This window comes from Flavobacterium sp. UGB4466 (assembly GCF_903469665.1).
GTDB lineage: Bacteria > Bacteroidota > Bacteroidia > Flavobacteriales > Flavobacteriaceae > Flavobacterium > Flavobacterium lipolyticum.
In genome coordinates, this window is sequence record NZ_CAGKLC010000046.1 from 20,379 (window position 1) to 36,969 (window position 16,591).

Genomic DNA, 16,591 nt, shown 5'->3' on the forward strand with positions numbered 1-16,591 from the left:
TTTTGCTTCTATAACTGTAAAGCAAAATAAATATGAAAAGAATATTCTTGATTATTATAAGCCTTTTTGGGTGGATCACCTATGCTCAGACGGGTACCGTAAAAGGAAAAATAATTGACAAACAATCTGAAAAACCAATTATCGGAGTTGCTATAGTATTAATTGGCGATGAGAAAAAAAATGCCATTTCAGATGCTGAGGGTAATTTTAAATTAACCAATATTCCGGTTGGCCGACAGAGTTTGAGTTTTAGTTTTGAGGGTTATGAAAATACTTCTGTTTCTGACCTGGATGTTACTACAGGAAAAGACAATCTGCTGACGGTTTCGATGATGGAGAAGTTTAATACACTGGATGAAATTGTGGTGACTTCGGGTTTAAGTAAAGCCAAACCCATTAATAAAATGGCGTTGGTATCGACTAAACAATTTACGACAGAAGAGGTCAATCGATATGCCGGAGGAAGGAGCGACGTGGCACGTTTGGTTTCTAATTTTGCGGGAGTTTCTACCGGAGATGACAGCCGAAACGATATTGTGGTACGTGGAAATTCACCATCGGGAATGTTGTGGAGAATAGAAGGAATGCCGGTTCCGAGTCCCAATCATTTTTCGACACTGGGAACGACAGGAGGCCCAATTTCAGCTCTGAATCCAAATCTTTTAGCTAATTCTGACTTTTTAACCTCTGCTTTTCCAGCGGAATACGGAAATGCAATTGGAGGTGTTTTTGATCTGAGTTTCCGAAAAGGAAATCCCGATGATTATGAGTATATGATTAGTGCCGGAGCTTATCCGGGTGTCGAATTTATGGCCGAAGGTCCGCTTGGTAAAAAAGGAGGTTCCTTTGTAGCGTCAGCCAGATATGGGTTTGTCGGGGTTTTAGGTTTAGCGGGCACAGATGCACAGCCTAATTACAGAGACATTAGTTTTAATGTAGATTTAGGAAAAAGTAAAATGGGTAATTTCTCGCTTTTTGGAATCTACGGAACATCGGATATTGATTTTTTAGGAGATAAAATAGATAAGGAAGATCCTTTTGCTGCGCAGGATGAGGATGCCTATGTTAAATCGGGGTTTGCTTCTTTTGGATTAAAACACAATTTAGAGATTGGAACAAAATCATATTTGAAAACAATTGTCGGTTTTTCAAATTCGAGCAACTCTTATGAGAATTTCCGCTATTATAATTTCAATACGCCCGCAGTAAATCGTTTGCCTTTTACGGATATTAGTAACAATGAAAATAGAGTTACTTTTTCGACTTTGTTCAATTCCAAAATTAATAAGAAGACCACTTTCAGAGCAGGTTTACTTTTTGAGAATTATACGCTCGATGCTAAAATGGCTACCCGTGACAGACAGCAGGACAATAACGGAGATAGTTATCCGGACTTTGTACAGCTCATAAACAATAACGGGAATTATAATATTATTCAGCCTTTTGCTCAGGGACAATTTCGTTTGACCGAAAAACTAACCTTTAATGCGGGGATACACGGACAGTATTTTTCGATAAACAAAGAGTTTGCTTTCGAACCCAGAGCTGCTTTGGCTTATGCGGTAAATCAAAGGAATACCATTAGTTTTGGTTATGGATTGCATCATCAAAGTGTTGCGGCTCCAATATTATTTCTGAATGAATGGGTAAATGGAAATCAGATTCAGACTAACAAGAATCTCGATTTAGTTCAAAGTCAGCATTATGTTTTGGGTTATGATGTACGATTGGCCAGAAAGTGGAGAGGGAAAGTAGAAATTTACTATCAGGATATTAGTAAGGCAGGAGTTCAGTCCTTTCCAAGCAGTTATTCTACTTTAACAGAAGGGGCTGATTTTGGTTATTCAATTGATAAAACGTCTTTAGTAAGTAAAGGAAGCGGATACAATCAGGGGATTGAATTTACAGTTGAAAAATTCTTTAGTGAAGGCTATTATGCTTTGTTTACTACTTCGCTTTTTGAAAGTAAGTACAAAGGAAGTGATGGTATAGAGCGGAATTCACCTTTTAATAATGGGTATGTTGTCAATCTGTTAGGAGGGAAAGAATTTAGAATAGGGAAGGCTAAGAAAAATGTTTTTTCGATTGATACTAAATTTACAACTGCGGGAGGACGTTATTATACTCCGGTTGATTTGGCTGCTTCTAAGAATGCCGGTTATGAAATCAGAGACGATGCCAATGCATTCAGCAAACAGTATGATCCTTATTTAAGGTTGGATGTGAAGTTTGGAATCAAATTTAACAGTAAAAGGAAAAAGAGGTTTCATCAGTTTTATATCGATTTTCAGAATGTAACCAACCATACCAATATCTTTACCAAGGAATATAATCGTTTAACGAATAGTGTTAATCAGAAAGATCAGATTGGTTTTTCTCCCGATTTTGGATATAAATTTCAGTTTTAAAATCATTAAGAGTTTAGTGAACAGAACAAATGCAGACAAAAGATACGTCTATTGTCTGCATTTTTTATATTTAAGATTCATTTTGGATTTAAGCGGAAATCTGTCGGGGATTATACTTTTACAATTTCTACCCTGCGGTTTTTTGCTTTATTTTCTTCACTTGTATTGTCAACAATTGGTTTGTCAGAGCCCCAGCCTTTTGTTTGTAGCCTTGAGGCATTTATTCCTTTAGAGGTTAGTGAAGCTTTTACGGCATTTGCTCTTTGTTCAGAAAGTTTTTTATTGTGGGCTGCGTCGCCATTATTGTCTGTATGACCTTCAATAGTGATTTTAAGATTAGAATTAGCCGTTAACAATTTCTGGATTTCATCAATTATAGGTACAGATTCTGTTTTTATAGTAGCCTTGTCAGTATCGAAATTAATATACAAAGCGATGTGCCCTTTAGTATCAAGTTCTTTTTTTATGGCATCCGCTTTGATAAGAGAGGCGGTCATCTTAAAAGGTTTTGTCTCCAAAACCATCCATCCTGCCGAAACGGCATCGTCATACGGAGTAAGCTGAATCCAGATATTTCTGTCTGCACGTCGAATCAAATAGGTAGTGGTAATGGCATTTGCCATGAAACCGTAACCATTCATATATTTTACACGATTGTTGTCTGGAATTGTATGTGAAGAATCTGCAGGAACTTTCATTTCAGAGATTTTTACTCCGTCTACACTTTTAATCAATTCATCTAAATTTCGAGCTACTTCGAGATCGCTATAAGATTTTCCTTCTTTTGCTTTAATTCTGGAATAGAAAATTTTTCCTTCCGGTTTTTCAAAATGATCTTTTACCCAAAAATAAGCAACGTCATAATCAGCAATAGTGTTCTTGGAAGTGTCTTCGTAATTTTCAGGTAGATTAAAATAAGGGAATGTGCCAAGTGTTTTGTCTGAAATTGGTACAGAATTGAAATCAAATTTTTTAGCCGACGAAGATTCTGAAGTGGTTTCGGTAGCAGGGGGCGTTACAAGAGAATCTGTGGTATCTGTCACATCATTCTGCTTTTTATTGGAATTACATGCTACGATCATACATGCAATTAGAAGTAATGTTAAAATTTTGATTTTCATGTGGTTAGTTTTTAGAGAATCAAAGATAACAAAGCAAAGAGATTTTAACAAAGAAAAAGATTCAATTTAATCAATTTTTTTTGAATGTAATGTTTTGAAAAAGTGATAGTTATTATTATTTGGATTCTGTGTTTTGTGACGGATTATTTGCCTTACGTTTTATATAAAAACAATTGGTCTGTTGCTATTTTATTTTTTAGAAAAGCTCCAATTGAGTAGGAAGCAGCTTAAAGGACATTCGATGGTATTTGGTTGTACCATATTTTTTAATGGCTTCGCGGTGTTCAGTTGTTGGATAACCTTTGTTCTTTTTCCAATTATACATTGGAAACTCTTCATGAATTTTATCCATATATTCATCACGATAAGTTTTAGCAAGAACCGAAGCTGCTGCAATACTTAAAAATTTCGCATCTCCTTTTATGATACTTTGGTTAGGGATTGATTTTAGTAATTCGATTTCAGCTGTAGAAAATTGTTTTCCCACAGTATTCCTAAGTCCTAGTTTTGCATTCAGAGATCGGTTTCCGTCAACAATAATAAATTCAGGTAGGGGTGTTAACTTTAAAACACATTCCTGCATTCCCTTCATCGAAGCATTCAGGATGTTTATTTCGTCAATTTCATCAGGTAGTAAATGTGTAACCGCAAAACTGATGGCCTGCTCTTCTATAATAGGTTTTAATAAGAATCGTGCTTTTTCAGACAATTGTTTACTGTCGTTTAAAATTTGGTTTTCAAAATTGGCAGGCAGAATTACGGCTGCTGCAGTTACCGGGCCAGCCAGACATCCTCGGCCTGCTTCATCAGTTCCGGTTTCTAAAAGGTATCCTGAGAAGTTTTTTTGAAGCATTTTCTGGGTTTTTATATTCAAGGTCACAAATATTGTAATTTTTTTTAAGAGTGCTAAAAAAACTTTTTTCAATGATAGCTTGGATTTACGGAAAAGAAAATAAAAGATTCAATTTTTAAAGGGTTCGTAAAAGGGGCCGTCGTTTTTTAAGAGGCTTGCTTTTTCGCGGGTTCAAGTGTTAAAACCGTGTTAAGTGTTAAATTTACATAAATCTATGTTTTTAGCATAAATTAAAGAATATTGCTATTAAAAAGAATGGAATCTAAATAAATTGTGATAGATCTTAGTAGATGTTTAGGAATTTAGGCTAAAAATAAGTTAAAAAATTTTGGTGTTTTAAGAAATAATTAAGATGTTTGCGCCATACTAATTCAAAATAAATTAAAATGAAATTAAAATTTAAATGGATTTTTACGCTGGTTGTGGCGTTGTCTATGCAGTTTTCTTTTGCTCAGGAGAGAACTGTTACTGGAAAAGTCTCTGATAAAACAGGGGTAATTCCGGGAGTAAATGTTCTTGTGAAAGGATCTAAAGTAAGTACTCAAACTGATTTTGACGGAAGTTATTCCATTAAAGCAAAGACAGGTGATGTTTTAGTTTATTCATATGTTGGTATGAATAACAAACAAGTAACTGTTGGTTCTTCAAATTCAGTTAATGTGGTATTGGAGTCAGAGGCTCAATTAATGAATGAGGTTGTAGTTGTAGGTTACGGTGTACAGAAAAGAAAAGAAGTAACCGGTTCTATCTCTAAAATTGCCGGAAGCGACATTTCTAATCTTGTAACTCCGAGTGTTGAAGGACTTTTGGCAGGTAGAGCGACGGGAGTTCAGGTATTAAACAATACCGGACTTATTGGTGCTGCGCCAAAAATTAGAATTAGAGGTATCGGATCTATTTCTGGTAGTACAGAGCCATTAATTGTTGTTGATGGTATTCCAATTTATTCTGGTGATATCGGAGGGGTTTCTTCTACAAATGGTTTAGCAGATATCAATCCGGATGATATAGAATCTTTTGATATTTTAAAAGATGGTGCTGCAACTGCTATCTATGGATCAAGAGCAGCAAATGGAGTTGTTTTGATTACAACTAAAAGCGGAAAGAAAGGGACTCTTAAAGTTTCTTATTCAAGTGTTTTTGGTGTTGCTAGTGCTGCTAAAAAATATGATTTGTTAGAGACTCCTGATTTTCTGGTTATTTCTAATGAAAAAAGAACCAATAGAGGTCAGGCTCCTTGGGCAGTTGGAAATACTTACAATACAGATTGGCAAGGTGCTGTGTTAAGAAATGCACCTCAAATGACGCATAATCTTAATTTTAGTGGAGGTTCTGATAAAACAAAGTACTATTTATCTTTAGGACTTACTGATTTAGACGGTATCAATTTATCTAATAGTATGAAAAAGTATTCGATTAGAGCTAATATTGATCAGGATGTTAACAGATGGTTTAGTTTTGGTACAAATTTTAATGTAAACAGAACGGAGTATAAAGGATTGAATAGTGCTGCAAGCAGTTTATCAGGTAACTTTTTTAATACGATCAGACAGTTGCCAAATACGCCTATTTATGATGCTCTTGATCCAACAGGATACAATCTTTCGTCAAATAATGCAACCGTTGGACAGTGGGATAATTTAGCTCCGGTAGGAGATAATATTACCAATATTATTTATGCATTGGATCATAATAAATATGAATCAACAACAACGAGAATAATTGCAAGTGTTTTTGCAAATGCAAAGATTACTTCTGATTTAAGCTATAAATTGCAGGTAAGTGCAGATAATGCATCAACAGATGGTTACCGATACTGGAATCCTGTGCACGGAGACGGACGTTCATCAAATGGTAGTGTATATCAAGACAATACAAATCTTATGAGATGGAACTGGCAGAATATTTTGAACTACAAGCACACTTTTGCTGAAGATCATAATCTTGGAGTAACAGGTGTTGCTGAATATCAAAAATCCAAAACTAAGATTTTTTGGGGGTCAGGAAGTGATATTATAAGTGATTTCTTTGATAAAAATTTAGTAAGTAATACTTATAATACAAGAGATTCTGGTGGTGGTGTTACTGAAAAAGGTATTATGTCTTATTTAGGTCGTGTTACTTATAACTACAAAGAAAAATATTTTATTCAGGGATCCCTTAGACGTGACGGAATTTCTCAGTTTGAAAAAGATGTTAGGTACCATAATTTCCCTGGAGTTTCTGCAGGTTGGACCGTTTCTAAAGAAAGTTTCATGGAAGGAATTAGCAATACAGTTTCTGATTTGAAATTTAGAGGTTCTTATTCTCAGGTTGGTAATGTTGAGGTTTTGGATGGAGCTTCTTATCCTTCAAAAGATCTTACAATTGGTTCTCCTTATGGTTCTTCTAATGGTATTGGTTACTGGCAATTTGGGAATCCTTTATTAGAATGGGAAACTTCAACTAAAGTTGATTTTGGTGTAGATTTAGGATTACTTAACAATCGTTTGACATTAAGCTTCGATTATTTTAAAAATAATATCGACAATTTAGTTTTGGCTGCACCACAACCTCCATCCATTGGTATTCCTAATAATACGGTAAATCAAAATGTTGGTAAAATGTACAATCAGGGATATGAGTTTGCTGCTACATTTAAGGCAATTAATAATGCAAACTTTAAATGGGATATCTCTTCTAATTTAACGCTTGCTAAGAATAAAGTTACGGCATTGTATCAAGGACAACCAATCATAGGGGGGTCATCTACAGATACAAGCATTGCTCCAAATATCATTATTCAGCAAGGAGAATCAGTTAACTCTTTATATGGATTTAAATACTGGGGAGTTAATAAAGCAAACGGTAACCCGGTGTATTACAAAGCAGACGGTAGTTTAGTACAAGGAAACTTGCCAGCTGTTACCTATTCTGTTTTTGATCCAAATAACCCGGCAGCGGCAGGTGCACCAGCATCATTGACTAGTTCTGATAGAACTATTTTAGGGAATACGTTGCCAACTTATTACGGATCTGTTAGTTCTACGATGAAGTATAAAAATCTTGATTTTGGTTTTATGTTCAGATTTAGTGGAGGGAATAAAATTTTTAATTCCACTAGAAGAGAGTTGATGAACCAAAACTTTAACAACAACGGAACAGAAATTTTAGGAAGATGGCAAAGTGTTGACAATCCGGGAGACGGATGGACACCAAGATTATATGCAGGTACAAATACTTCAACAAATCTTAGTGGAAGCGCAAGTACTCGTTTTGTTGAAAAAGGCGATTTTATTTCACTTGATAATATTAGTATTGGTTACACATTGCCTAAAATGTTGCTAGATAAAATTAAAGTAGATAACTTCAGACTATTTGTTCAAGCGCAAAATATTTGGCTGATTTCAGATTACAAAGGTTTAAATCCTGAAATGGAAACATCTGGAGTAGATATTAATGGAACGCCACGTTCAAAAGTGATCTCAGTTGGATTAAATGTAAGTTTATAATAAGTACATATGAAAAATATAATAAAAACAATTTTACTTTCTGTTGCTGTACTCGGGATGAGTTCATGTACAGAAGACAAGATATTGGATTTAAAACCAGTAAATAATATTCTGAGCCCTGATGCTTTTACAACACCAACTTTGATAGAGAGTTATATGAACGGTGTTTACAATGCGGCAGCTATTGGTCAATATAACGCTACTACTGCAAATGGTGGTAGAGGATATGTTTGGGGAGCTGCGTATGTAGAGCAAGGAGAAGCAAGAGGTGAAGATGTTGTTAATATGGCAACATTTTATGATTTGACATACAGTACAACCTATGATCCAACTAGTGCTAACAATGTTTATTACTGGGTTGATGGTTACAGATTAATCAACAGATGTAATTTGATGATTGAAGGTACAACAGATGCTGTTGCCAAAGGTGTCATCACCAAAGCGATTGGCGATAATTATATCGGTCAGTGTAAATTTTTAAGAGCAATTACACATTTAGAATTACTAACTTATTTTGCGAAACCTTATTTTGACACTCCTGGTGCAACTCATGCGGGTATTCCTTACAGAGAAGTTGGAGTTAATACACAAGCTGAAATTGACTCAGAAACAGTAAAACCTAGAAATACAGTTGCTGATTGTTATGCAAAAATTCTAACTGATTTAAACGCTGCAGAAACTTTAATTACTACAGGTAGTTCAAGCGCATTTGCATCAAGAGTTGTTGGTAAAGCTTCTAAATGGGCAGCAATTGCATTCAAAACGAGATTGTATCTTCAAAAAAGAGACTGGGCAAATGTAATTGTTGAAGGGAATAAGTTAACCGGAGCTTTTGCATTGACAGCTGATCCTTACGCACCGTTTCAGAATACTACCGCTCTTAATACTAGTAACTCAGAGTCTATTTTCTCTATTCAACATGCTGCTACATCTAATCCTGGTGTAAATGCTGCATTAGCCAGTATGTTAAGAGACAGAGCACTGGTTTGTATTAGTCCTATTTTATGGAGAGATACTAAATGGTGGTTGACAGATGATAAACGAAGAGAAGATGGGAAGTTTATTTTTACTGCAGCTGGGATTAAATACACTAATAAATATACAGATGTTACAAATCGTACAGATGCTGCACCAGTTATCAGATATGCTGAGGTAGTGTTGAATATGGCTGAAGCTCAGGCACGTTTATCAAACTTACCAGGAGCTCTAACTTTGTTGAACTCTGTAAGAAACAGATCGTTGGCTAATCCTGTAGCAACTCCGGGGAACCCTGTGGCGCAGGCTTATACAGCTGCTTCTTTTACTACTGTTCCTACTATGGTTGAGGCTATTCTAAAAGAAAGAAGAATTGAATTTTTACAGGAAGGTCGTAGATGGACTGACATTCACAGATTGACGGCAGATCCAATAGCATCTGTTGCAACTAACGGAATTCCTGCTAAGGTAGCTAGTGCTGTCTCACCTCCTGCTACTGCATTTGTTTTGGGTAATAGTTTTGTGATTACAACTCCGGTTGCCGCTATACCTGCATCTGACTTTAGATTTTTATGGCCAATACCACAAATTGAAATGAATACTAATCCGGGATTAGGTCAAAATCCAGGATGGAATTAAGATAAATATTTTGATTTTTTTTGAAAGCCCCCGATCATTTTTTTGATTGGGGGTTTTTGTTTTAATAATTTGGTTTGAAAAAGAATTCAGATCACAATGATTTGTTTTTTTATACGTTTTTATCTTTTACCTTTGCTTGATAAATTTTATACAAATAATTACCTATAAAACAATCAAATGAGAATATTCATTTTTCTATATCTTTTAGTTGTACCAACTTTATTATTTTCTCAGGAAAAAACTACTTCTAAAAATAGTTTAGACATGAACACAAAATATTCAAGTATAACGGATACGGTAAAAAAGAAAAAAGCCAAGATTGCTACTATAGATCAATATCAGATTATCACATTAGAACACGATACCACCTATGTTGACACCTCGCTGACTTTGAAGAGTGCTTATAAACAAAATCACCTTAGAAAAGACGACTTCGGACTTTTGGCTTTCTCCAATATTGGACAAACATTTAATACATTACAATACAGTCTGACCAGTTTCTCTCCTTATCCTGAAATTGGTTTTAGTGGTAAACATTTTAATTATATGCAGGCCGATCAGATTAATTATTATTCGGCGGCTACTCCTTTGACAGAATTGTTCTTTAATACTACCATTAACAAAGGACAAAACGTAGACTCCTTTATTACCTTAAACACCTCAAAAAATCTTAATTTTTCGATTGCTTATAAAGGCTTGCGTTCAGAAGGAGATTATATCAATCAGCTGGTAAGTGCTGGGAATTTTAGGTTTACAACGAGTTATGCTACAACGGATAAAAGATATGCCATAAATGCACACTATACCTATCAGGATATTTCTAATGAAGAGAATGGTGGGATTACGACACCCACAGATTTTGAAAGTGATAACAAAGATTATAAAAACCGTCAGCGATTACAAGTGTATCTTACAGATGCCAAGTCCTTTTTAAAAGGAAGACGCCTGTTTTTTGATCATGCTTTCAGAGTAAATCCCAAGAACGGAAGCAACAATTTATATGTAACACATCAGTTTAATTACGAAAATAAACTTTTTGAATATAATCAGGCAACACTAGCTTCAAATATTGGTAATGGAACGGCGTTTCAACGCTTTGGAGATTCATATGTTACAAGTGGTATCAACGATAAAACGAAATACGAAAGGCTCTACAATAAGGCAGGACTTGCTTACGAAAACTCTCTTTTAGGAAAATTTAATTTTTTTGTAGACGATTACCGCTCCAATTATGAGTACGGTAGAATTATCATAGGGAAAGACAAAAAAGTTATACCGGATAATTTATTTGTACAAATTAACAATTTCGGAGGTCAGTACGAATACCAAAAAAATAAATGGAACGGTCGTTTTCTGTATTCAAGATCGATTACAAATCAGTCGCTTTCTAACTTAGATGCGAAACTGAGATACGATATGAATGATAAAATTCAGTTTGATTTCAGATATCGTAACATCAATAAATTGCCAAACAACAATTTCAATTTATACCAAAGCAGTTACACAGAGTACAACTGGTCGAATAATTTTAAAAATGAAAAAATTAATTCGCTTAGCGCCAATGTGTCAACCCCTTGGTTAAATGCAGAAGTTCAGTATACCGTTTTAAACGATCATCTTTATTTTAGAGATAAATCTTCTGCTGCTCAGGCTGCTGCACATATTCAAATTATTGAGCCGGCTCAATATGGGAATGCGATTAATTATTTGGAAATTAAAGCAAGCCGTGAGTTTAAATTTGGGCGATTTGCCTTAGATAACACCCTTTTATACCAAAAGGTTGGTCAGTCAGATTTGATTCTTAATGTACCTGATTTTGTGACCAGAAATACCTTCTATTATTCAGGGCATTTTTTTAAGAAAGCATTGTACATGCAATCAGGAGTTGTATTCAATTATTTTACAAAATATTACGGGAATGACTATAATCCGGTTGTAGGAGAGTTTTTTGTTCAGAATGATAAAAAGATTGGCGGTTATCCGTTATTCGATCTTTTTCTAAACGCCAGAATTCGTCAGACCCGATTTTATTTTAAAGCAGAACACATAAACGCTTTATTCTCAAAAAGCGATTATTATTCAGCACCTAATAATCCCTATCGTGATTTTGTAATCCGATTTGGTTTGGTTTGGAATTTCTTCCAATAAAATTAGGCGCCTCATAGATTAAAAACCAAATATTAAAATTCAAATAGAAATGGACTTTTCAAAAAACATTTTAGAAACAATAGGTAATACACCATTGGTAAAACTCAACAAAATTGTTGCTGAAATAGATGCACTGGTATTGGCAAAAGTCGAAACATTTAATCCCGGAAATTCTGTTAAAGACAGAATGGCTGTGAAAATGATTGAAGATGCAGAAGCAGATGGCCGATTGAAACCGGGAGGAACTATTATTGAAGGGACTTCAGGAAATACAGGAATGGGATTAGCACTTGTAGCCATCATTAAAGGTTATAAACTGATCTGTGTAATGTCTGACAAACAGTCGAAAGAAAAAATGGATATCTTACGTGCAGTAGGGGCTAAGGTGGTAGTTTGTCCTACCGATGTTGAGCCTACCGATCCACGTTCTTACTACTCAGTTTCAAAACGTCTGGCTAGTGAAACGCCAAATTCATGGTATGTAAATCAATACGATAACATGTCTAATGCATTGGCACATTATGAGCAAACCGGACCGGAAATCTGGAAACAGACAGAGGGAAAGATTACTCATTTTGTAGTGGGAGTAGGAACTGGGGGAACTATTTCGGGAGTTGGGAAATATTTAAAAGAACAAAATCCAAATATTAAGATCTGGGGAATTGATACCTATGGCTCTGTTTTTAAAAAATACCATGAAACCGGAATTTTCGACGAGAATGAAATCTATTCTTATATCACAGAAGGAATCGGGGAAGATATTTTACCTAAAAATGTTGACTTCTCTTTAATTGACGGATTCACCAAAGTAACAGACAAAGATGCGGCAGTTTACACCAGAAAAATAGCTTTAGAAGAAGCAATTTTTGTTGGGAATTCAGCAGGAGCCTGTATAAAAGGGTTGTTACAGTTAAAAGAGCATTTCAAGCCGGATGACGTTGTAGTAGTGTTATTTCATGACTCAGGAAGCCGTTATGTAGGTAAGATGTTTAATGACGACTGGATGCGCGAACGCGGTTTCCTGGAAGAAAATGTAACAAAAGCAGAAGACGTTATTAAAGATCATATCGATAAACAATTAATTGTCGTTCGTACCGAAGAATTAGTTTCTCATGCCATCGAACGTATGCGTAAGTATAAAATTTCGCAAATTCCGGTGGTAGATATTAATGGATTTGTTGGATCTGTTGACGAAACGGATTTATTCAGAAGTTACGTTGCCGATAAAAACGTTGCCGAAAAACCGATTAAAGAAGTAATGGGTAAACCTTTTCCAATCGTAAAATTAGGAACTCCAATTGAAGAAGTTTCTAAGTTGTTCACAAAAGAAAATGATGCCGTTTTAGTAGATCTTGAAAACGGTAGTCATCATATTATTACAAAATATGATATCATTGGGTCAATAAAATAAGATCCTTTTTACACATTTTTAAATCCATACATCTAGTTTTAAGTAATTAGATGTATGGATTTTTTGTATAAATGTAAATCAGGTTAGGTTTTGTAGTATGGATTTTAAGTAGATGAAAAAATAATTTTTGTAAGAATATTAGTAAAATTTATTAATTTAGGACTGTGTAATCATTGTATATGCCTGAATTATGAAAGAAGATTTTCTTCATTACCTCTGGAGATTCAAAAAGTTTGAAACTCTAGATCTTAGAACTACTCAGAATGAACCGCTCATCATTATTAAAACGGGTGATTATCTGGAACTTTCCGGGCCGGATTTCTTTAATGCTCAAATTAAAATAGGAGATCAAAAATGGGCAGGTAATATCGAAATACATCTCAAGTCTTCAGATTGGTATGTACACGCTCACGAAAAAGATACCGCTTATGACAATGTAATTCTGCATGTGGTATGGGAACACGATACAGAGATTTTTAGAAAGAATAATACCGAGATTCCGGTTCTGGTTTTAAAAGAGTATACTTCTAAAGAAATACTCACTAATTATCACGCACTTGTAGCGCCAAAATCATGGATATTCTGCGAAAAAAGCATCACTGAAATTGAGGAGTTTGTTTTTAAAAACTGGCAGGAAGGACTATTCTTTGAGCGTTTAGAGCGTAAGGCAATATTTATTTATGATTTGTTAAAGGAGAATCAGCAGGACTGGGAAGCGGTTTTATTCTCGTTATTTGCGAGGAATTTTGGATTGAATACCAATGGAATTTCTTTTCTGCAAATGGCAAAATCCCTTCCGTTTTCAATTGTTAGAAAGGAAAGCTTTGAAGTTGAAAATCTCGAAGCGTTGTTTTTTGGCACCATTGGATTGCTGGACTCTGAGAAAGAAGATGTGTATTTCACCGACTTAAAAATGAGGTATTATTATCTGTTGAACAAATACCAGTTAAAAAGGCATCCTATAGATCCAATTCAGTTTTATAAGCATCGCCCGGATAATTTTCCAACCATTCGACTCTCACAACTTGCTAATTTATATCAAAAACAAAACCTGTTTTCAAAAATAATTGCTGTAAAATCAGTTGAGGAAGTACGTAAGCTGTTAATAGTATCGGCAAGTACGTATTGGCAGAACCATTATCAGTTTGATAAAGAAAGTTCAAAGAAACCAAAGGCTTTGTCTCACGCATTTATAGATTTACTCATTATAAATACGATTCTCCCGCTTCAGTTTGCCTATGCGGCTACAAGAGATGAATCAATTTCTGAGGAGTTAATTTCTTTTATGAATCAGGTAGCACCAGAGAGCAATGCGATTATTAGTAAATTTGAGTCCTTTGGAGTAAAAGCTAAAAATGCTTTTGAAACTCAGGCGCTTTTAGAACTTAAAAAAGAATATTGCAATCAGAAAGCCTGCTTAAGATGTGCATTAGGAATAGAATTGCTTAAGAATAATTAGATAATTAGACAATTAGATAATTAGACAATTAGATAATTAGATACTGTGATAGTTTTTATTGTAGGGGAATGTTCACTTCAAAAATCTACAATCTGTAATTAGAAAATGAGACAATGTGATAATTTTGTACTTTTGTAGAAAGAGACAAATTAAAAATCTAGAATCTGAAATCTATAATCTAAAATCAATAAAATGTCGGCTATTTTAAAACTTAAATTCTTTTTTGAAAAATATGGTTTTCACGTATCTTCAAGATTAGCGGATAAACTTGGTATGCGCGTGACAAGTGTGAGATTGTTTTTTATTTACATTTCATTTGTTACCGCCGGGCTTGGATTCGGAATTTACCTTACTTTGGCTTTTTGGATTCGTTTAAAAGATCTGATTCGTGCCAAACGAACTTCGGTATTTGATTTATAAAAAAAAGCTCCAAATTTTATTTGGAGCTTTTTTTAGTTTTTTATTCTTCGATTTCGTTATTGTTAAGTCTTGATCTTTTCTTACTGTATCCGAAATAAACCAAAATACCGATAGCTAACCATCCTAGTGAAAGAAATTGAGCATCGTGGCTTAAATTGATCATTAAATAGGTGTTGATTGCAATACCTAAAACGGCAATAATTGGTAGTGCAGGAACCTTGAAAGTTCTCGTTAATCCAGGTTGTTTTACTCTTAAAATCCAAACCGCGATACAAACCATTGTAAAGGCAAATAAAGTTCCAAAACTGGTCATATCAGCTAATTTGTTGATTGGTGTAAAAGCAGCAACTGTAGCAATAATACCACCTAAAATTATTAAGTTAGTTTTAGGAGTTCCTGAAAGTGGATTTACTTTAGAGAATACAGCAGGAATTAATCCATCTTTAGACATACCAAGGAAAATTCTGGATTGTCCCATAATCATTACCATTAATACAGAAACAAGACCTATTGTTGCAGCAATTGTAATAATAAAACCAGCCCATCCCTGTCCGGCAATATCAAATGCATAGGCAACAGGAGCTTTAATAGCATCAGGATATTTTCCTAGTGGATTAAAATCTTTGTAGTTCATCATTCCTGTTAGTACTAAAGAAACAAGAATATATAAGGTAGTACAAATTAATAAGGAAGCAATGATCGCAAACGGAACATCTTTTTTAGGGTTTACCGCTTCACCTGCCTGAGTCGAAACAGCATCGAAACCTACATAAGCAAAGAAAATAGCAGCAGCACCGGAAACAATTCCTCCAATACCGTAAGCATTGTGCGTAGTTTCTTTTTCTATAATTTGAGTAGCTGCCGGAATAAACGGACTCCAGTTTGCAGTATTGATAAAGAAAAGACCGGCGATAATTACAAATATTACAGCTGAAACTTTAAGAATAACAATGAAATTGTTTGCTTTTGCAGCACTTTTTGTTCCTTTAATAAGTATGGAAATAACCAAAATGACAATTAAAAAAGCCGGAAGATTCATAGAAAAACCTTCTCCGGTGTAACTGGCAGGGTCTGTGGTCAGCCATTCAGGCAAATGGATATGAAACATTTTGAGCAGTTTATTAAAATATCCGGACCAGGAAACGGCGACCGTCATCGATCCCATCGCATATTCGAGAATAAGTCCCCAACCGATAATCCAGGCGAAAATTTCTCCAATTGTTCCATATGCGTAGGCATAAGCAGAACCTTCAACAGGCAAAATAGAGGCAAACTCAGAATAACAAAGAGCTGCGAAAACACAGGCAATCCCTGCAATGATGAAGGAAACAGCTAAGGCCGGACCAGCGTGGTAATAGGCTCCGGTACCTGTAAGTACAAAAATTCCTCCTCCAATAATGGCACCAACACCAATGGCGGTAAGGCTCCATTTTCCTAAAACTCTTTTTAAATCACTTTTTTTCATATCGGCCTCAAAGGCTGATATAGGTTTAACTCTCCAAATTGACATATATTATATTGGTTTATTTGTTACTAAGCTCCAAATGTATCGTTTTTTGTAAAAAATAAAAACAATTATCTCATTTTTAGTTGTAAAATATTAAATATTTTGATAAAACCTCCGTTTATCAATCTTTCCGGGCTGAGATTCATTAGATTAATGAGG

The 16,591-nt window shown here is 34.9% G+C and carries 10 protein-coding genes; 7 read left to right on the forward strand and 3 right to left on the reverse strand.

Going from position 1 to position 16,591, the window contains the following annotated elements; translation table 11 throughout:
- The first annotated feature begins 32 nt into the window (after positions 1-32).
- Positions 33-2,408, forward strand: coding sequence for a TonB-dependent receptor (locus tag JO950_RS12550; protein ID WP_202702957.1), 2,376 nt, complete (start codon positions 33-35; stop codon positions 2,406-2,408).
- A 110-nt stretch (positions 2,409-2,518) separates the two neighbouring features.
- Here the strand turns inward: JO950_RS12550 and JO950_RS12555 are convergent, their stop codons facing one another.
- Both JO950_RS12555 and JO950_RS12560 read right to left on the reverse strand, forming a co-directional pair.
- Positions 2,519-3,529 carry an OmpA family protein gene (locus JO950_RS12555; RefSeq protein WP_202702958.1) on the reverse strand — a complete coding sequence of 337 codons (1,011 nt, stop codon included), beginning with the start codon at positions 3,527-3,529 and terminating at the stop codon, positions 2,519-2,521.
- A 196-nt stretch (positions 3,530-3,725) separates the two neighbouring features.
- Positions 3,726-4,382 carry a ribonuclease HII gene (locus JO950_RS12560; RefSeq protein WP_202702959.1) on the reverse strand — a complete coding sequence of 219 codons (657 nt, stop codon included), beginning with the start codon at positions 4,380-4,382 and terminating at the stop codon, positions 3,726-3,728.
- Between the two features lie 386 nt (positions 4,383-4,768).
- Between JO950_RS12560 and JO950_RS12565 the strand changes: the two genes are divergently transcribed.
- The 6 genes from JO950_RS12565 (at position 4,769) to JO950_RS12590 (ending at position 14,925) form a co-directional block, all read left to right on the forward strand.
- Positions 4,769-7,873 (forward strand): TonB-dependent receptor, encoded by a 3,105-nt coding sequence (locus tag JO950_RS12565; protein ID WP_202702960.1) that lies wholly within the window; start codon positions 4,769-4,771, stop codon positions 7,871-7,873.
- A 9-nt stretch (positions 7,874-7,882) separates the two neighbouring features.
- Positions 7,883-9,487 carry a RagB/SusD family nutrient uptake outer membrane protein gene (locus JO950_RS12570; protein ID WP_202702961.1) on the forward strand — a complete coding sequence of 535 codons (1,605 nt, stop codon included), beginning with the start codon at positions 7,883-7,885 and terminating at the stop codon, positions 9,485-9,487.
- Positions 9,488-9,664: 177 nt separating this feature from the next.
- On the forward strand, positions 9,665-11,635 hold the full coding sequence (locus tag JO950_RS12575) for a putative porin (RefSeq protein ID WP_202702962.1): 1,971 nt from the start codon (positions 9,665-9,667) through the stop codon (positions 11,633-11,635).
- A 49-nt stretch (positions 11,636-11,684) separates the two neighbouring features.
- Complete coding sequence (locus JO950_RS12580) at positions 11,685-13,046, forward strand: pyridoxal-phosphate dependent enzyme (RefSeq protein WP_202702963.1); 1,362 nt, start codon at positions 11,685-11,687, stop codon at positions 13,044-13,046.
- Between the two features lie 190 nt (positions 13,047-13,236).
- Positions 13,237-14,505: a DUF2851 family protein gene (locus JO950_RS12585; protein ID WP_202702964.1), complete on the forward strand. Its 1,269-nt coding sequence runs from the start codon at positions 13,237-13,239 to the stop codon at positions 14,503-14,505.
- 192 nt (positions 14,506-14,697) lie between these two features.
- Positions 14,698-14,925 (forward strand): PspC family transcriptional regulator, encoded by a 228-nt coding sequence (locus JO950_RS12590; RefSeq protein WP_026985787.1) that lies wholly within the window; start codon positions 14,698-14,700, stop codon positions 14,923-14,925.
- A 40-nt stretch (positions 14,926-14,965) separates the two neighbouring features.
- Here the strand turns inward: JO950_RS12590 and JO950_RS12595 are convergent, their stop codons facing one another.
- Positions 14,966-16,435 (reverse strand): APC family permease, encoded by a 1,470-nt coding sequence (locus tag JO950_RS12595; protein ID WP_202702965.1) that lies wholly within the window; start codon positions 16,433-16,435, stop codon positions 14,966-14,968.
- Positions 16,436-16,591: the final 156 nt, after the last annotated feature.